This is a genomic window from Oceaniferula marina, assembly GCF_013391475.1.
GTDB lineage: Bacteria > Verrucomicrobiota > Verrucomicrobiia > Verrucomicrobiales > Akkermansiaceae > Oceaniferula > Oceaniferula marina.
The window spans coordinates 92,187-108,947 of sequence record NZ_JACBAZ010000006.1; the positions used below are offsets into that span (position 1 = coordinate 92,187).

At 52.6% G+C, this 16,761-nt stretch carries 16 protein-coding genes; 9 read left to right on the forward strand and 7 right to left on the reverse strand.

The window, feature by feature from the left end:
- Nucleotides 1-22: 22 nt before the first annotated feature.
- From HW115_RS14435 to rfbB, 4 genes are all read right to left on the reverse strand, one after another.
- Nucleotides 23-742, reverse strand: coding sequence for a WbqC family protein (locus HW115_RS14435; protein WP_178933632.1), 720 nt, complete (start codon nucleotides 740-742; stop codon nucleotides 23-25).
- A gap of 18 nt (nucleotides 743-760) precedes the next feature.
- On the reverse strand, nucleotides 761-1,849 hold the full coding sequence (locus HW115_RS14440; RefSeq protein ID WP_178933634.1) for a DegT/DnrJ/EryC1/StrS family aminotransferase: 1,089 nt from the start codon (nucleotides 1,847-1,849) through the stop codon (nucleotides 761-763).
- Nucleotides 1,850-2,125: 276 nt separating this feature from the next.
- Nucleotides 2,126-3,004, reverse strand: coding sequence for a glucose-1-phosphate thymidylyltransferase RfbA (gene rfbA, locus HW115_RS14445; RefSeq protein WP_178933636.1), 879 nt, complete (start codon nucleotides 3,002-3,004; stop codon nucleotides 2,126-2,128).
- Nucleotides 3,005-3,042: 38 nt separating this feature from the next.
- Nucleotides 3,043-4,134, reverse strand: coding sequence for a dTDP-glucose 4,6-dehydratase (gene rfbB / locus HW115_RS14450; protein ID WP_178933638.1), 1,092 nt, complete (start codon nucleotides 4,132-4,134; stop codon nucleotides 3,043-3,045).
- A gap of 149 nt (nucleotides 4,135-4,283) precedes the next feature.
- On the opposite strand from rfbB, the gene HW115_RS14455 reads away from it, so the two are divergent.
- The 4 genes from HW115_RS14455 to rfaP all read left to right on the forward strand — a co-directional run bounded on the left by HW115_RS14455 (nucleotide 4,284) and on the right by rfaP (nucleotide 8,156).
- Nucleotides 4,284-5,270 carry a sulfotransferase family protein gene (locus tag HW115_RS14455; RefSeq protein ID WP_227021544.1) on the forward strand — a complete coding sequence of 329 codons (987 nt, stop codon included), beginning with the start codon at nucleotides 4,284-4,286 and terminating at the stop codon, nucleotides 5,268-5,270.
- Between the two features lie 57 nt (nucleotides 5,271-5,327).
- Entirely contained in the window at nucleotides 5,328-6,005 is a 678-nt protein-coding gene (locus HW115_RS14460; protein ID WP_178933642.1) for a sulfotransferase, read from the forward strand.
- Nucleotides 6,006-6,140: 135 nt separating this feature from the next.
- Complete coding sequence (locus HW115_RS14465; RefSeq protein ID WP_178933644.1) at nucleotides 6,141-7,280, forward strand: glycosyltransferase family 4 protein; 1,140 nt, start codon at nucleotides 6,141-6,143, stop codon at nucleotides 7,278-7,280.
- A gap of 33 nt (nucleotides 7,281-7,313) precedes the next feature.
- Nucleotides 7,314-8,156, forward strand: a complete 843-nt coding sequence (gene rfaP, locus HW115_RS14470; protein WP_227021545.1) for a lipopolysaccharide core heptose(I) kinase RfaP — start codon at nucleotides 7,314-7,316, stop codon at nucleotides 8,154-8,156.
- Here rfaP and HW115_RS14475 read toward each other — a convergent pair.
- From HW115_RS14475 to HW115_RS14485, 3 genes are all read right to left on the reverse strand, one after another.
- Nucleotides 8,144-8,809 carry a hypothetical protein gene (locus tag HW115_RS14475; RefSeq protein ID WP_178933648.1) on the reverse strand — a complete coding sequence of 222 codons (666 nt, stop codon included), beginning with the start codon at nucleotides 8,807-8,809 and terminating at the stop codon, nucleotides 8,144-8,146. The two genes, rfaP and HW115_RS14475, sit on opposite strands and share 13 nt — an antisense overlap.
- 11 nt (nucleotides 8,810-8,820) lie before the next feature.
- Nucleotides 8,821-10,200: a lysophospholipid acyltransferase family protein gene (locus HW115_RS14480; RefSeq protein ID WP_178933650.1), complete on the reverse strand. Its 1,380-nt coding sequence runs from the start codon at nucleotides 10,198-10,200 to the stop codon at nucleotides 8,821-8,823.
- Nucleotides 10,201-10,521: 321 nt separating this feature from the next.
- Entirely contained in the window at nucleotides 10,522-11,328 is an 807-nt protein-coding gene (locus HW115_RS14485) for an ATP-binding cassette domain-containing protein (protein WP_178933652.1), read from the reverse strand.
- A gap of 271 nt (nucleotides 11,329-11,599) precedes the next feature.
- Between HW115_RS14485 and HW115_RS14490 the strand changes: the two genes are divergently transcribed.
- The 5 genes from HW115_RS14490 to HW115_RS14510 all read left to right on the forward strand — a co-directional run bounded on the left by HW115_RS14490 (nucleotide 11,600) and on the right by HW115_RS14510 (nucleotide 16,759).
- Nucleotides 11,600-14,173 (forward strand): DNA translocase FtsK, encoded by a 2,574-nt coding sequence (locus HW115_RS14490; protein ID WP_178933654.1) that lies wholly within the window; start codon nucleotides 11,600-11,602, stop codon nucleotides 14,171-14,173.
- A gap of 55 nt (nucleotides 14,174-14,228) precedes the next feature.
- Entirely contained in the window at nucleotides 14,229-15,002 is a 774-nt protein-coding gene (locus HW115_RS14495) for a hypothetical protein (protein WP_178933656.1), read from the forward strand.
- A gap of 64 nt (nucleotides 15,003-15,066) precedes the next feature.
- Nucleotides 15,067-15,330, forward strand: a complete 264-nt coding sequence (locus HW115_RS14500) for a hypothetical protein (RefSeq protein ID WP_178933658.1) — start codon at nucleotides 15,067-15,069, stop codon at nucleotides 15,328-15,330.
- A gap of 323 nt (nucleotides 15,331-15,653) precedes the next feature.
- Nucleotides 15,654-16,391, forward strand: a complete 738-nt coding sequence (locus tag HW115_RS14505; RefSeq protein ID WP_178933659.1) for a segregation and condensation protein A — start codon at nucleotides 15,654-15,656, stop codon at nucleotides 16,389-16,391.
- Between the two features lie 29 nt (nucleotides 16,392-16,420).
- Nucleotides 16,421-16,759 (forward strand): hypothetical protein, encoded by a 339-nt coding sequence (locus tag HW115_RS14510; RefSeq protein ID WP_227021546.1) that lies wholly within the window; start codon nucleotides 16,421-16,423, stop codon nucleotides 16,757-16,759.
- Nucleotides 16,760-16,761: the final 2 nt, after the last annotated feature.

Sequence of the window (16,761 nt, forward strand, 5' to 3'; positions counted from 1 at the left end):
ACAAATGTTTTTACGAGGGGGACTATGTGAGTGAGTAATCCCTCAGGAAAGGGCGTATCGCCGCGGGGGAATGATTCATCATGAGATCGATGATGGATAAGCCGGAGACGAAACTGGGATGACCTGCTTGAGTATACCTTGGAAGCGTTGGCTCCAGAAAATACAGGTGTATGCCATGTTCGGCGAATGCGTCTTTGGTATAGAGCGATTGTCCACCAAGGGGGTTGATGTATGTTTTTGATTTCTCCCTCAAGCAAATATCAATGAGACGGTCCTGACGTTCCATTTCTTTATTGTTGTAGATGCTTGATGAGGGGATGAGCTCGGTTCGGATCCCCAAGTAGTTTGTGATCACCCGAAGCTGATGGGTTAACAGCTCGCTGAGTTTGGATGATGGGCAATCAAAAGCCGTTTGGATGAGATCGTTGACCTCGTTGAAGTAAGGGGCTTTTCCATAGGCCATTTGCAGTGTTCGGTGGGTTTTTGTAAGCCAGAGGTCTGTGTTTGCTAGCTCAATGGTTTTGATGTCTGTGAATGATCTTTTGCCTTGGATCGGCAGGGTGATCAGCAGTTCTTTGCCGTTGACCAAAATGCGGTTGCGGTTGATCCATCCGGATTTGATGTAGTGGACATCATCGTAAATGACAAACTTATCAACGGCTGCGATCAGTTGGAAGTAGCCGAGATAAGGAAAAAAATACGGCTGCATGATGGCAATGCTTGGGCCCGTCACTGTGTTCATGGAAAAAGGTTTTTTTTGTTAACCGAGGGTGTTGAGGATGATTTGCGAGATGTTTTCGACTTCATCCAAGGAGAGATCGTGATAGAGAGGCAGGCAGAGGATGCGATTGGCTACGTCACTTGCTACGGGTGTTTCCTGAGCTGTTACATAGGGAAGAGCGTCGAGGCTGGGGTAGAAATAACGACGAGGGAAAATTTGTTGGGATGCCAAGGCTGAGGTAATCGTCTTTAGATCTTCGACCGATGGGAGGATGATCGGATAGTATGCTGCATTCTGAGTTGCCTTGGCGTTCCACTCAGGCATGGCGATCGACTCGGATGGTTTAAGGAATGAGTGATACTTTTCCACCCTCCGGTGACGTTCGGCAATGATTTCAGGTATACGCCCGTGAAGGCACAAGCCCATGGCGGCATGAAGCTCTGACATTTTGGCGTTGATGCCGAGACCTTGGAAGGCCTCCGGGCCGTCAAAGCCAAAGTTCCGCATGTAGGACAATTTATGGGCCAGTGCATCATCATTGGTGGCGAGCGCTCCTCCTTCGACACTGTGAAAGAGTTTGGTTGCATGCATACTGAGAACGGAGACATCACCGTATTGCATGACGTTTTTCCCTGCTAACTCGACCCCGTAGGCGTGAGCGGCATCGTAGATGACAGGGACGTTCCATTTTTTTGAAATGCTGTCGATCGCTTTGACGTCACACGGGTTGCCAAACACATGGGTGGCAACAATCGCGGAGACACGATCGTGCATTTGCTGCTCGATGAGTTCGGGGTCGATGCACAGGGTGGCTGGATCGATGTCGGCAAAGCGGGCTTTGCATCCCTCCCACGCAATCGTGGACGTGGTGGCAATGAAAGAGAAGGGGGTGGTGACGATTTCGCCTTGGAGTCCAAGCGCCTTGATGGCAAGTTGCAGGGCAAGGGTGGCATTGGCCACCAGAAGAACATGCTTTACCCCGAATTCACGGGCCAGATCCTCTTCGAGTTGCTTTAAGCATGGGCCATTGTTGGTGAGGTGGCCTCGTTGCCAGATCCCTTCGAGTTGTTTGACGTAGTCCTGGAGTGGGGGAAGGGCTGATTGGGTGACATGGATGGGCTCGCGCATGGTGCAGACGGCGATACAATCATAATCCGGGGAATTAGGCAACCGTATCAGCGAGGGACCTGGGTGGGTGGTAGAAGCCGGCACGGCCAAACTCATTGGCTGTCATGAGATCGTGTCCAGAATTGACCATACCCAGATCGAAACATTCGAGTTCGGGGGGGCACTCCGCGGGGTTTCATTTCCTGCGCTAGCTTTAGGATGCGTCTGGCGCATTGACCGAAGCCGATCGAGGGGAGTTCAATGAACTCAACGTCAGGGAGCCCGTGTCAGGCAGGGTTAAGAACGGTTGTTTTCAGTGAGAAGGTTTTTGAGGTAGTGGGCATAGGAGGAACTTCCCATTGTCGATGCGGCTTGCTCAACTTGTGCTTCATTCATCCATTGATTGGCGAGCGCGATTTCTTCCAAGCAGGCTATTTTAAGCCCTTGGCGTTTCTCAACTGTTTGGACAAAATGGGAGGCTTCCAAAAGGCTGTCGTGCGTTCCGGTGTCGAGCCATGCAAAGCCCCGACCCAGGAGCTGGACGTTCAGAGTGTCGTTGGCAAGGTAGGCTTGGTTGATGCTGGTGATTTCCAGCTCTCCTCTTGCGGAAGGGCGTATGGTCTTTGCTATATCAATGACATCATTGTCATAAAAGTAGAGCCCCGTGACTGCATAGTTTGATTTCGGGTGTTCGGGTTTTTCCTCGATCGATATCGCCTTTTTGTTTTGATCAAACTCGACGACTCCGAAGCGGCTAGGGTCGGTGACTTGGTATCCGAAAACCGTTGCTCCGGAGTCTCTGTTAGCCACTCTTTGCAGCATTGGGGTAAAGCCGGTTCCGAAGAACAGGTTGTCGCCTAGCACGAGACAAACTTGGTCGGCTCCAATAAATTCCTCCCCGATGAGGAACGCCTCGGCGAGTCCATTCGGTTGGGCTTGGGTGGCATAACTGAGGTTGATCCCAAAGCGTTTGCCGGTGCCTAACACTCTCTGGAAAGCATCCTGATCGTGTGGCGTTGTGATAATCATGATGTCGCGGATGCCTGCGAGCATGAGAACGGAGAGGGGATAGTAAATGAGGGGTTTGTCATAGACGGGAAGGAGCTGTTTGGACACCCCTCTCGTCACCGGGAATAATCGTGTTCCTGTGCCTCCTGCTAAAATGATACCTTTCATGATGTCGATGCTTGTTTTATCTGCGGGGTTCTCTTGTTTTAGTCGCAGGAACCTTGCCCTAGCCGTTCTCTTTGATAGCTGCCATCCTGAACCCTCTGACACCATTCGCTGTGTGACAGATACCAGTCGATGGTTTTGAGAATCCCGGAATCGAATGATTCCTGAGGTTCCCAATTCAGAGACTGTTTGATTTTAGAGGCGTCGATAGCATAGCGGACGTCATGTCCGGGGCGGTCATCGACATATGTGATCAGCTCCTTGAAGTCTTTGATGCCGTTTGGTTTTCTTTCGATTTTGCCATTCAGGATGTCGCAGATGGTTCGCACGACATCGATATTGGTTTTCTCGTTATGGCCTCCTATGTTGTACGTCTGGCCGATGGCTCCTTCTATTAACACCTTTATCAGGGCTTGAGCATGATCGTCGACGTAAAGCCAGTCCCGCACCTGGCTACCGTTTCCGTATACGGGCAGGGCGAGTCCCTCCAATGCATTGAGGATCATCAGGGGAATGAGTTTTTCCGGGAACTGGTAGGGGCCGTAGTTGTTGGAACAATTGGTGATGACGGTTGGTAATCCAAAAGTCCGATGCCAGGATCTGACCAAGTGGTCGGAAGATGCCTTGCTCGCGGAATAGGGTGAGCTCGGGTCGTAGGGGCTTTCTTCGGTGAAAAAACCACTGGCTCCGAGGTCCCCATAGACTTCATCGGTAGAGACGTGGTGGAATCTGAATCCGTCTTTGTTTGGTTGAGCCTTTTTGCCGGCCTCGTTGGCTGGCAGGGATTGCCAGTAGGCAAGAGCTGCCTGAAGCAGGGTGTAGGTCCCGAGCACATTGGTTTGGATGAATTCGCCTGGGCCGTCAATCGAGCGGTCAACATGGGATTCCGCCGCCAGATGCATCATGGCATGGGGTCGATGCTCTCTGAATACCCGTTTGATTTCGACGGCGTCACAGATATCGACTTGCTCGAAGGTGTAGCGAGGGTTGGCGCTGACCTCAGAGAGGGAGTCCAGATTCCCGGCGTAGGTTAATTTATCGACGTTGATGACTTGCCAGTCCGAGTGCTGGATCAGATGGCGAATAACGGCGGATCCTATAAACCCAGCTCCTCCAGTTACAATGATTTTCATAGCGTTGCGACCCGGCACAGCGGGAAGGATTTGTAACATTTGTCTTTAACTTGGGAAGTCATATTTTAAGCTATTCTTTTGGCTGCCGTGACTTATAACGGGGGGGGCTCTGGTGTGTGACGAGAGCCTGATGCCAATTCATCCGGGTTATGAAAGAGAAACGATCAGCCGCTCAGCCACTATTTATTTTTTCGCAACCTCGGTCCGGTTCAACTTTGCTTCAGAAAATATTGGCGACGAGTGACGACATTGCCACCGTGTCCGAACCATGGCTCATGCTGCCTCTTTTCAGTTATGACGAGCGGATGCTTATGTGTTCTGCCTACTCGGTGAAGGGATACCGGAAAGCGGTAAGGGACATACTGGGCAGCCTTCCCTGTGGGGAGGATGATCTTTTTGCTGCCTCAAGAGCATATGGTGAACACCTCTACGGTTTGTTAGCTGGTGAGGGACGGTATTTCTTGGATAAAACGCCGCGTTATCACATCATCAGTAGTCATCTGATGCGAACCTTCCCTGAGGCCAAATGTATCTTTTTGTGGCGTAATCCGCTGTCGGTGATGGCTTCCATTTCCAGAACATGGAAAAAAGGGCGTTGGACTTTTGCAGGTTACGAAATCGATTTGTATGAGGGGTTTGCCTCTTTGATCGAAAGCTATGAGGGTAATCAAGAACGCGTGCTAGCACTCCAATACGAGGACTTGGTTGCCGACCCGAACCGATGGCTGGGCAAAATTCAAACGTTTCTGGATCTACCTGAGGGGAGCTTCAAGCACGAACTCTTTGGGGCGGTTGATTTGGGTGGCAAGATGGGGGATTCAACGGGAGCGAAGGAATACCAGAACACCTTGTCAGAAGATTCAACAGCGCGGTGGAAACAGGCTTTTCGGAGTCGTTACCGCAAAAAGATGGGGGCCGAGTATCTGCAATGGATCGGGGCTGAACGTCTCGAGACGATGGGCTACTCGCTGGATGAACTGATGGAGCAACTCACTGCGGTGCCGGCTACGGGCCTTGGCGTGATGGATTATTTGGCCCATCACCGGGGAAAGCTAAAAGATCGATCACAATCGAGGCTGTCCAAGGCGATTGATCGATACAGGGGCAATGGCGGCAAGGCGGTTCGGTTGAATTAATGATCATAGCAATGCAGGAAGATGAGTAGAATGAAACGCTTAAAGAGGTTGGTGAGCTTGAAAAAGCGAACAAAGGTTTTTTGCATTGGATACAATAAAACGGGAACCACCACGGTTGAAAAGGTCTTGAAGAAGATGGGGTATGTGATGCCCAAACAAACCATGCAAGAACGGCTGATTTCAGAGGATGTTTTTCGTGGAGATTACCGGAGCTTGAGAAAACTGTGCAAAAAATATGATGCCTTCCAGGATATGCCTTTTTCACAAGGTTCTGCCTATATTGCGGCGGATGCATTGTTTCCCGGGAGTCAGTTTATTCTGACGGTGCGGGATGCTGACGCTTGGTTTGACAGCTTGGTAAGGTTTCACCTGAAAGGGATCATGAAGCGGGCCGGGGTAGAAAAAATTGAAGATTTTAACGAAAACTCATTCAAGGATAAGGAGGTCTATCTCCATAAAAACTATTCCTATCAGGTGGTGAGAAGGCATGCTGTAACGGTTGAGAATCACGCTGTGCACTATGATTGGTCGCTTGTGTATAACAAGGAACATCGAGTTAGCCTCTACGAGGAGCGTAATCGGCAAATTTTGGAGTATTTTCAGAACCGTCCGGAACAGTTGTTGGTATTTGATGTGGAGAAAGAGAGCAATAACTCCCGAATGGTTGAATTTCTCGGGCTGCCAAGCTCCTTTATTGAGGATTTGCCTCATTTGAATCAATCCCGGCTGAGGTAGTTGGCCGTTCTCAGTCTTTGGTATTACCACGTATTCCATCCAGCTCATGGGTGGCGGTTTCCTTGTTTGGGTTCAGGGTGGACAGGGCGTGTTTGTTGGTTATGCTTCGAAAACCGCGACGGATTGGGCGCTGTTATGAATCTGGCATTATTACTTCATCGTTATTTCCCTTACGGGGGCTTGCAGCGTGATTGTGTGAACCTGGCCATTCGATTGATCGACTCGGGACATGAGGTATCGGTCGTTTGCCGATGTTGGGAGGGAGAGGTTCCGGAGGGGCTGATGGTGGAGGAGCTCGGGGCAAGAGGTCTGAGCAACCTTTCCATGGATCGTCATTTTGAGCAGGACGCGGAGGCCTGGTTGGCAGAGCACCCTCAGGATTGTGTGGTCGGGTTTAGCCGTTTGGCCTTAGCCATGGATTTTTATTATGCTGCTGACCCGTGTTATGCGCTACGCATCGCGAGAAACAAACCCCGGTGGTACCGGTTCAGCCGCCGTTATCGACATGGCGTTCAGCTTGAGTGGTTTTTGTTTTCTGCAGGAGGACCTAAAAACATCCTGATGCTGACCGATATGGAAGTCCCGGCGTATCAGAAGATTTACGGCACGGACCCGGAACGCTTGTTGGTCTTACCGCCCAGCATCCGGCGTCGCGCCTTGAAGATGGCGCAAAAACGGGAGCTTCGTAGCAAAATCCGCAAGCGCATGGATTGGCCGGATGAAAGGAATGTCATCTTGCTCGTTGGGTCCGGCTTTGCCACCAAAGGCTTGGACCGGGCGATTCGGGCTGTGGCGTCGGTTTCAGCAGCTGAGGATGTGGTTTTGTATGTTGCCGGGTCTGGTAAGGACGCTCGTTACCGGGCGCTGGCCAAAGGCTGTGGCGTTCAGGATCGTGTGGTCTTTCTCGGCGGGCGTGATGATGCCTGGGAGTTGATGCTGGCAGCGGACCTGTTGATTCATCCGGCACGCAGTGAAAATACGGGAACGGTGTTGGTAGAAGCACTTAGTGCCGGAACCGGGGTGTTAACCACCGCGGCTTGTGGTTTTGCTTCCCATGTGGCGGCCTCGGGGGCAGGGACGGTTTTGATGCACCCCTTCGACCAGGCTGCCTTGGAGCGCGCGCTATCGGCCTTGTTGGCTGATTCTTGGGAAGGGCGGGCCGAAGCGGCGTTACGGTATGCTGCAGAGGAAGACCTCTATTCCGGTATGGATACGGCCCATCGCCATATTGAGGCGTTTTTAGCATCGCATGTTAAATCGGATGTCCATCCTTGACCTTGCGCTCCGTGCGGGTTGTGTTGGTTGCAGATGATTGAGTTGGCGGACGAATTACGTGACCGGTTTCCCGGTTCAAGTGCCTTTGATCAGATCATGGATCTGGAGGGTGAGGTGTATCGTGCCAAGGAGGGGCGCCGGACTTTGATGTTTGAGCACCAGGGGCGGGAGTACTTTGCCAAAATCCACCGTGGCATTGGATGGCGTGAAATTTGGAAGAACCTGAGCCAACTCAAATGGCCGATCATCACGGCCTCGAATGAGTGGAAGGCGGTAGCATTGCTGGAGCGGTCTGGAGTCGAGACGGTGAAAATCGTAGGCAAAGGGGTGCGGGGCCTGAATCCAGCGAAGGTGCAATCGTTTGTGGTGATGCAGGCTCTGGATGAACGGATTGAGCTTGAGGATTTTTTTAAAGAGATGGGTGGAACTGGCGGTCCACGGCGTCTGGCATTGAAGCGGATGCTGCTTCGCAAGGTTGCCGATTCGGCTCGGCGTATGCATGCGGCGGGAATGAATCACCGTGATTTTTACCTGTGCCATTTCCATATTCAGAACCGGGACTGGTCACACTGGCGTCCGGGAGACGAGGTTCGACTGCCCTTGTTGGATTTGCATCGTGCCCAGATCCGGAGCAAGGTGCCGCGTCGTTGGCTGGTCAAAGACTTGGGGGCCTTGTTGTTTTCAGCAGTGGACTGCGGTTTTACGGACCGGGATATGGCTGCTTTTCTGAAGATTTATATTGGTCCGAATTGGAAAGATCAACTGAGGAGTAACGCCGGCCTTTGGAGGTCCGTGCTCATTCGGGCTGGAAAATTTTACCAACGTCACCGGGGGAAAGCGATGGTTCTCCCCGGTATATTTGCTCACTTGAGGTAGCGGTTGACCTCGCTTTTGAATCTCTGCTGTTCGGTTTCGTCCAGTTGGAGGATTTTCAAGTAGCTGGATAGCAAGCTTGGTAGTCCGGCCTTTTTGATACGTTGCACGTCCTTGCGGTAACGCAGAGGAGTGGCCAGGTTGGCGGCTCGTCTCAACATCGGCACTGGTTTTGCGTAGAATTTGACGTCGGTGAAATCAATCAAGCCGTATCCTTGCTGGTCTGGGAGCTGGATGATGTTCCCAAGATGCATGCCTCGGAACAGGATACCCTTCTGGTGCAGGTGGTGGATGAAGTGGCAGAGATCTCTGATATGGACCTGTTCGGGGGATTGTTTGAGTAACTCCCGGATGGATTGCCCGGGTAGGGATTGATAGGTGACAGCCCGGACGTGGCTACCGGCCAGGGCAATGTGTTTCAGGACACTTGGGGCCTGGATCTCGCGTTGGTCAAGTTCTTCGGCGTTATGAATAAAGCGTCCGCTGTAGGGCCGGAGCGTCGCCGACGACAGCCATTTTTTTTTGCGGGCCCATATCTTGGTTACCGTGTCATCCGGGTGGAGGACCACGGCTGGGTAGCCTCCTTTTTCATCGATTGCTTGGCCGTTGCGGCAAAGGGCATCGAAATCTTCCTGTGAATAGGTGACGGGCTGCATGGCTGTCGGGCTTAAGCGTTGATGCCGAGGCTATCGAGAAAACCGGCCAAGCCCTGGGCATCGCCTTTATTGAAGGCTTTTGCTGTGAACGGGCTTTGAAATGGACCGATGAGCGCAAAAATCCGTTTGATCTTTGCCTTGTGGAAGATGGTGGCACCTTCGGCGTTGGCGGTAAAGTCCAGAGCGCAGTCGGCGGGAGCCGCCTGATCGAGGTTATATTGTTCGATCTGATGCGCCAGTTTCGGGCTGGTGTCGCTCGCTCGAGCAAGGATGTGCGCATCTGCACAATCGAAGCCATGTTCTCCGACAGTGGTGAGGTGCAGGTCCGGGCGGTAGTTCTTTAACCGATTAAGTTGGTTGAGATGCTCTGTGTCGGATGGAGACAATGATCCGGTATAGACCAGGACGCGAAACGGATGGGTTGCCGCAGAGCGCTGATGTCCGGTGCGTTTTTTCTGCAGGCCATCGATCTTTAGAGGGCGTTTGCGTCCGGTTTTCCAGTAGCCGTGCATCCAGAGGACATCGGCCGGATGGGCGGACATCGCCCGTTCATAGGCTTGGGCGCAGAGTGCGGTGATGTAGACCGTGTTGCTTTGCTTGTTTTCCGGGATGTCGAGCGCGGGGTAGACGGTGAACTTCCACTTGCCCGGGGCGATCGTCGAGACGGCAATCGGGACGATGGGAGCCCCGGTCCGGCGGTGCAGGATCGCTGGAAGGTTGGTGAGTGAGGTTAATTTGCCGAACAAGGGGACGGCCAGACCATGAGCCCCCGCTTGTTGGTCGGCCAGAACGCCGAGGGATCCTCCTTCTTTGATGTGGGCGATGGGTTTGAAAAATCCGTCGCGGCGACTGAACACCTTGGTGCCCTGACTTCCCCGGCGGCGTCGGATCAGGGCGTCGATCAGCGGGTTGTTGATCGGTCGGTAGAGGGTTCCTGTAGGCTTGAGTTCCGGCAGGGCGAGGTGGGCCTGAGCGAGAAACTCCCAGTTTCCCATGTGGGAGAGCAGGCAGATGGTTCCCTTTTCAGATTTTCTGGTTTTGAGCAGGTGTTCTTCCCCGGTGATTTCGATGCTTTGCAGGATTTTTTCCGGGCTGAAGGTGGCGGTCCGGATACTGGCAATCAGGTTTGCCCCGGTTTGCATGAAGGTTTTCCGGGTCAGACGGCGAATGTCATCATGGCTCATGCTGTCCCCGAAGGCGATGCGGAGGTTGCGCGTAACGGTGGCACGCCGTTCTACCAGCAGGAGCGAACTTAGGTAGCCTAGTGCGGAGCCAGACCAGCAGACCCATTTCATCGGGAGAAGTGAGAGCAGGCATTCAAACAGTCGGTAGATAGCGTAGACCACATAGTCCGGGACGCTGGCTTTGGGCTGTTTGTTGTTTTCGCTCATGGGCTGGAGGAGAGTGCATGAAAATAGCAAGGATGCAAGTCATCCTGAATCTGGCTGTGCCTAGGGCTCCTCCATTAGGGAGATGATCTCGCTGATGCCTGCGGCGCTGACAGGATTGTCAGGATTTTTTCAAGATTTTACAGGATTGTTAATTTTCGAAGATCAAGGCTTGTCCAAAACCGATCGCTTATTTCTTAAAAAATACTGTAAATCCTCTTCAATCATGTGACTCCTGTCAGCGCCGCAGGCTGTTAGCCCCTGGTGCATTCGCCCTGCGGCTGTTCCTGAATGGGTGGGTCGACGTAATCGTTCGCTGTGAATTTAGGCATCGACCGAGGGTAATGCGGGAACGGCATTCAGCAGCTTGCGGGTGTATGGATGCTCAGGGTGATTGAAAACCTGCTCGGCACCTCCGTATTCGACAATACCTCCTTGGTGCATAACCGCAATCCGGTCAGCGATGTAGCGGACCACCGATAAATCGTGGGAGATGAAAATCATGGTCAGCTGCAGCTCCCTGCTGAGCTGGATCAGGAGGTTCAGGATTTGGGATTGAATCGAGACATCAAGCGCACTGACCGGTTCGTCGGCAATGATGAGCTTGGGTTCGGGGGCGAGGGCTCTGGCGATGGCAATCCGTTGGCGTTGACCTCCGGAAAACTCGTGTGGATACTTGCGGGCGAACCTCCGGTCGAGCCCGACCCGTAGCATCAGTTGGTCGATGTGGTTCTGGAGTGCCTCTCCCTTGAGTTGGGGGTGACGTTGGCGGCATGCTTCAGCAAGGGTGCTGAAAACCGTCATCCTTGGGTTGAGCGAGGCGTAGGGGTCCTGGAAGATCATTTGAAAATCCAGTCGCTTTTGCCGGATTTGCCGTGCCGGCAGATCACTCAGGTTCTGGCCGTCGAGGGTGATGTTCCCCGCTGTAGCCGGGACCAGTTGCATGATGGTTCTGGATAGCGTGGATTTGCCACAGCCTGATTCTCCGACCAGTCCTAGGATCTCGCCTTGTTCCAGGCTCAAGGATACATTGTCGACAGCCTTGATCACATCCGCTTGCTTTTTTGGCTGGAAAATGCCCGACCCGGCGGAAAAATGGGTGCTGACGTTGTCGAGCTGTAGAAAAGGCATGCCGCAGATTAGGTGAGCATCGGCAGATCGCCAAACTCGAAATAGATGAAAATCACGCCCATTAGCTAAGCTTTCCTGATAATTCAGATTATGGGGATTTGCCTTGCCAGATGCTTGATTTTAGGGGATGCTGGCCCGTCAGAACGTGATAGAATACACGGCTAGGCATGAGTGCGTTGATGGGTTTTGGGAGTAGTTCCGGACAGATGAGCGACTGATGATCCAGCGACCACGGGGAAGATACCAAGGATGACACCAAGGAGGATGACGTATGGCGACGGCGCGTAATAAACCGAAAAATCAGAAAAGGGAACGGAGTCAGTGGCCGAACGAGGTGCTGGGAATTTTACTGTGTGGTGGAGGTTTGCTCTTGCTGCTTTCCTTGATTTCCTTTGTTCCGGGTGATGTAAAGTTTCTTCCTTGGATGGGGGATGCCGGAGAAGCGGCGCAGAGTGAAGGTTGCTCCAACTGGATTGGACCGGTCGGGGTGTTTCTTGGTCAAATTACGTTTGTGACCTTTGGTGCAGCAGCCTATTTGGTGCCCTTGACGATGCTTTGGATGGGGGTGGCCAAGCTGGTCTTTGATGCCCGGGCTTCATGGAGGACCTGGACGGGCTGCGGGGTGTTTATTCTCAGTGGTGCCGCCTTACTTGCGGTGCAGAGTTTATTTTTACAAGCCTGGTCGGAGGCCAATCACCTGAGTGGCCCTGGAGGGGTGGTGGGCTACGCCTTGGGAACCAAGTTTCTGGAAGCTCTGCTCAACAAACCAGGAGCCATTCTGGTTCTTGTCTGTGTGTATTTGGTCAGTTTGATTTTGTTGACGGGTTTACACCCGATCCAATTCTCGCGTTCATTGGTGACTTTTGCGGTTCGGTGGTGGCAGGGGCGTGGTGAGCGAAAGGTGGCCTCAGCCGAGAAAGCTGCGGCACGTGAAAAGCTGCGTCGTGAACGTGATCAGCAGTTGGCTCGCAAGCATCCGCTGTTCGATGAGGATGAAATCGAGGCATCGCCCAAACCGAAAGCCCGTAAAAAAGCGGCGGCGAAGAAAGCCGCGAATAAAGCGGCCAATGAGGACAAAGACGATGATAAGGAGGAAGATCCTCAGACTGAACTACCATTGAAGGTGACGCCGCCGCCGCAGGTGATTGACGCCTCCCAGCGCAGCCAGCACAAGTCGGTCCCCGGAGCCAAACCCTTTGCCAAAAAGAAATTGGACCACGGTGGTTTAAGCACCGAAGAATACGAAAACTACGAGCTTCCCGGGTTTGACTTGCTGAATGTCCCGGAAAATGCCGAGCCTGAAACCGAGGCGGACAAAGGCGAATTGGTGTCGGTTCAGAAAACGATCATCGACACCTTGAAGGCCTTTGGCGTTGAGGTGACGGCAGGAAATATTACGCGCGGCCCGACCATTACCCGGTATGAGGTCTACCCGAGTATGGGGTTGAGGGTGAGTCGGATCACCCAACTGGAAGCTGACCTTGCCCGGGCGACCAAGGCGGAGCGGATCAATATCCTGGCTCCGGTTCCGGGATCGGATACGGTGGGTATTGAGATTGCCAACAATGAGAAGGTGGCGGTTCCTCTGCACGACTTGCTGCACGATCCGGCATTCACAAGCTCGAAAAATAAGATTCCGTTGGCACTGGGTAAGGATGTCTACGGCAACACCGTGATCGGTGACCTGGCGGCGATGCCCCACCTTCTGGTGGCCGGTGCCACCGGCTCCGGTAAGTCGGTGTGTATCAACACGATTATTTCCAGTATTCTCTTTAAGTTCAGCCCGAATGAGCTGCGCTTCATCATGGTTGACCCGAAAGTGGTCGAAATGCAGATGTATAACACGCTGCCGCACCTGGCGGTTCCCGTGGTGACCGACCCCAATAAGGTGCTTGCCGCCTTGCGCTGGGTGGTCAATGAAATGGAACGCCGCTACCGGATTTTTGCCGATGTCGGCGTGCGGAATTTTGATGCCTTCAATAGCCGGGAGCTTCCCGAAAAAGAACAGCCGGAAGAACCAGCAGAGGGTGAGGAAGAGGATAAGCCGGAAGAAGAGGAAAGCTACGATCAGGAGCATATCGATTCGATTGCCCAGGCTCTGACCGATGGCGAACTTGGCCCCCCTTCGCTGGATGGCTCGGACGACGATGACGAGGAAGAAGAAATCCCGGATCGGGTCCCTTATATTGTCATCATTATTGATGAGTTGGCTGACCTGATGCAAACCGCTCCTGCGGACATGGAGATGTGCATTGCCCGGATCGCCCAGAAAGCCCGGGCTGCGGGGATCCATCTCATTATTGCCACCCAGACTCCGCGGGCCGATGTGGTCACCGGTATTATCAAGGCGAACATCCCCAGCCGGATTGCCTTCCAGGTTTCTTCCAAACTCGACAGCCGGGTGATCCTGGATGTGTCTGGTGCTGATAAGTTGGTGGGTAAGGGGGACATGCTTTACCTGCCACCTGGCTCTGCAAAGTTGGAGCGTGCCCAAGGTGCTTTTGTTTCCGATGATGAGGTCGAGGATCTGATTTCCTTCTGTTCAAACCAAGTGGATCAAAAATTCGAAGAAACCGTGCAGGCGAGCATCGAGAGTGGTGGTAGCGGCGGCGACGACGATGATAATGAGGTTTCTGATGCGGATGAGGAAATCATCGAAAAATGTCTCGAAGTGATCCGTCAGGAGAAAAAGGCGAGCACCTCCCTGCTTCAGCGTCGATTGCGTCTCGGCTACACCCGGGCCGCCCGGATGATGGATATTCTCGAAGACCGCGGCATCATTGGGCCCGGTGACGGTGCACGCCCACGTGAGATTTTGATCAACGTCGGCCAAGACGAACCGTGATATGGTAGGTTGGTGATCTGATGGGGAGCTGAATGAAATACTCAAATTGAATTCCATGAAGCTGCTTAAAATTTGTTTGATCGTTCTATCAGCAGGCTTGCTTTTCCTGTGGTTGGTGACACCTACGGTTCTGAAGTCGAAAAAATATTCTGCTCTTGCGACGAAAGTATATTATGCCAAGCAACTTCATCTGGCTTTATTCGAATTTGAGCAGGATCACGGCATGTTTCCCGGGGATGCGACAGCTGTCGGTGAGTTGGCTGCTTTTCGGGGTGATCACTCCAACGATTATTTGGGGCAGTTGATAGCCGCAGGTTATTACGAGGACAGTGGGAAATGCCAGTTTGTAAGCAATAGTAGCTCTCATCTCGGCATTGCCCCCGGATCTGGTAAATTCGAAGCTGGCGAGTGTGGGTTTTCCTACATCAAAAATCAGAAGATAGACTATGACGATGGATCAACCTCCAGGCCTTTGTTGCTGGCGTCGATGACGGGAGAGGGGACGAAATTTGATCCGAAGGCCTATCGCGGAAGATCTGTAGTGCTTCGCATCGATGGATCTGTCAAGCAGTTGAGAATCGATCCCAGCGGAGAAGCTGTGTTGAAAAACAAATCTTTATTTGATTCGGGAGAAGATACGATTTGGGGTGAGCGTGGCTTTGATTCCGCATCCTTGGTTCATCCCATGCCCTGCCGTCCTGATTGGGTTCAAAGAGCTCGAGGATGGTGGAAGTGGTTTGGCTTACTGGCCGTTTTCTTGGCTTTTGCGCTCATCTGCTGGTGGCAACGCAGGGGGAAGTCAGAGAAAAAATCGACAAAATCTGAATAAAAACCAAGGGGCTGCGTCGAAGTAGGCGATGCAAAGATGTCATTTTTGGTTTAGACTCAGAGAGATGAAAACGATACCCAAAACCCTTTTTATTGGATCGTCCATGGTGTTGGCCTTGGGATTGAGCAGTTGTACCACCACCTATGATGCGCATGGGCGGCCGGTGGAGACGATTGATCCGGGCGCTGCGGTGGTCGGAGCCTTGGCGATCGGAGCGATTGGCTACGCAATCGGTGAAAACAACAGCCACGATCATCACAAACACTACAAGCATGGCCACCACCGCCCCCCGCACCACGGGCACCACGGGCACCACCGCCGGCGCTAAGTTCGGGGATTTTTTCGTGTGAGCGTTTTTGTGCGAAAGGGGGGGGATCGATTGGGCGCTTCTAAGCGGACACATAATACCACTCCGCAAAACAGACGAGACGATTGATCGTTGTTGAGGTATGTGGAAAAGCACTACGTGGTCCATGAGAATTCCGGATGAATGACTCCTTTGGCTTTGTTTCTCCTTAGTCATGGTGCCCGCACCATTCCTTCGTCGCGCCTTACCAAAGAACTCATTCATCTCGGCTATCGTCCCGTCTGTTTTACTACTTGGTATAATTTCCTCGCATCCGGGCGAAGGATCGCGTAACGATTTCCTCCGTGGAAGAAGCCGACTACAAAGTAAGGCTCGATATTTTCGAGGGGCCGTTGGATCTATTGCTCTACCTGATCAAAAAGGATGAGGTGGATATCCAGAGTATTTCGATCGAGCGCATTACCAAGCAGTATCTGGATTACATCGATACCTTCAAGATGCTGAATATCGATCTGGCCTCCGAGTTCATCGTGATGGCTGCCAACCTGATGTATATCAAGAGTCGGACCTTGCTGCCGAAGGCCGAGCAGCCACCCGAGGAGGATGTCGAGGAGGACGACCCTCGTTGGGAGTTGATCCGGCAATTGATCGAATACAAAAAATTCAAGGATGCCGCCGGGTTTTTATCGCGTAAGGAGACCGAGCAGGAGGATTATTTCGCCCATGTCCCCGAAAAAGAAGCTCCTGTTCCAGATGACGAGGTGGAGCCGCTGCCGGATGTAAATATCTTTGATCTGATCCGGGCGTTTCAGAATGTGCTCAAACGATTTGAGGAATCGACCGATCTTGGTGAAATCGTTGATGAACGCTATACGGTGGCCGATAAGATCGAGTATTTGCTCGGTGAGCTCAAACCGGGCAAGAGCCTGAAGTTCTACTCTTTGTTTGAGCAATCCACATCGAAGGCCGAGGTGATTGTCACGTTTATGGCCTTGCTGGAGCTGATGAAGATGAACCAGTTCCGCATTCGTCAGGATCAGATTCTGGGTGAAATCGAAGTGCAACGTTCCGATTTGACCTGATCCCGGATCTTTGAAACCTACTTTTTGTTATGCTTGATTCCCGATTATTACTTCTTTGTCTGGCGGGGCTGCTGGCGGTGAGTTGCTCGACGTCGAACCACGGTAGTTTTATTTCTTCGACCTACATTGATCAAAAGAAAGCCAAAGGCGCCTCCTTGGGGGCCGTCACCGGGGAGTCAAAGCAGACTTGGGTGCTGTATGTGTTTCCACGAGGCGAATCTCCGTCGACACGTGAGGCGATCGAGGACGCGAAGTCAAAGCGGCCAGGCACTCAATACTTGTCGGACGTGACGATCGATGACCAGATGCTATGGGGGATTGGTTTTTCCGAGCAGATCATCCGGGTTGAGGCTGAGGCCCACCGCTAAGG

Coding starts and splice junctions, on each gene's coding strand:
- HW115_RS14435 (WP_178933632.1), bottom strand. CDS start 742: ATGAACACAGTGACGGGCCCAAGCATTGCCATCATGCAGCCGTATTTT.
- HW115_RS14440 (WP_178933634.1), bottom strand. CDS start 1,849: ATGCGCGAGCCCATCCATGTCACCCAATCAGCCCTTCCCCCACTCCAG.
- rfbA (WP_178933636.1), bottom strand. CDS start 3,004: ATGAAAGGTATCATTTTAGCAGGAGGCACAGGAACACGATTATTCCCG.
- rfbB (WP_178933638.1), bottom strand. CDS start 4,134: ATGAAAATCATTGTAACTGGAGGAGCTGGGTTTATAGGATCCGCCGTT.
- HW115_RS14455 (WP_227021544.1), top strand. CDS start 4,284: ATGAAAGAGAAACGATCAGCCGCTCAGCCACTATTTATTTTTTCGCAA.
- HW115_RS14465 (WP_178933644.1), top strand. CDS start 6,141: ATGAATCTGGCATTATTACTTCATCGTTATTTCCCTTACGGGGGCTTG.
- rfaP (WP_227021545.1), top strand. CDS start 7,314: ATGATTGAGTTGGCGGACGAATTACGTGACCGGTTTCCCGGTTCAAGT.
- HW115_RS14475 (WP_178933648.1), bottom strand. CDS start 8,809: ATGCAGCCCGTCACCTATTCACAGGAAGATTTCGATGCCCTTTGCCGC.
- HW115_RS14480 (WP_178933650.1), bottom strand. CDS start 10,200: ATGAGCGAAAACAACAAACAGCCCAAAGCCAGCGTCCCGGACTATGTG.
- HW115_RS14485 (WP_178933652.1), bottom strand. CDS start 11,328: ATGCCTTTTCTACAGCTCGACAACGTCAGCACCCATTTTTCCGCCGGG.
- HW115_RS14490 (WP_178933654.1), top strand. CDS start 11,600: ATGGCGACGGCGCGTAATAAACCGAAAAATCAGAAAAGGGAACGGAGT.
- HW115_RS14495 (WP_178933656.1), top strand. CDS start 14,229: ATGAAGCTGCTTAAAATTTGTTTGATCGTTCTATCAGCAGGCTTGCTT.
- HW115_RS14500 (WP_178933658.1), top strand. CDS start 15,067: ATGAAAACGATACCCAAAACCCTTTTTATTGGATCGTCCATGGTGTTG.
- HW115_RS14510 (WP_227021546.1), top strand. CDS start 16,421: ATGCTTGATTCCCGATTATTACTTCTTTGTCTGGCGGGGCTGCTGGCG.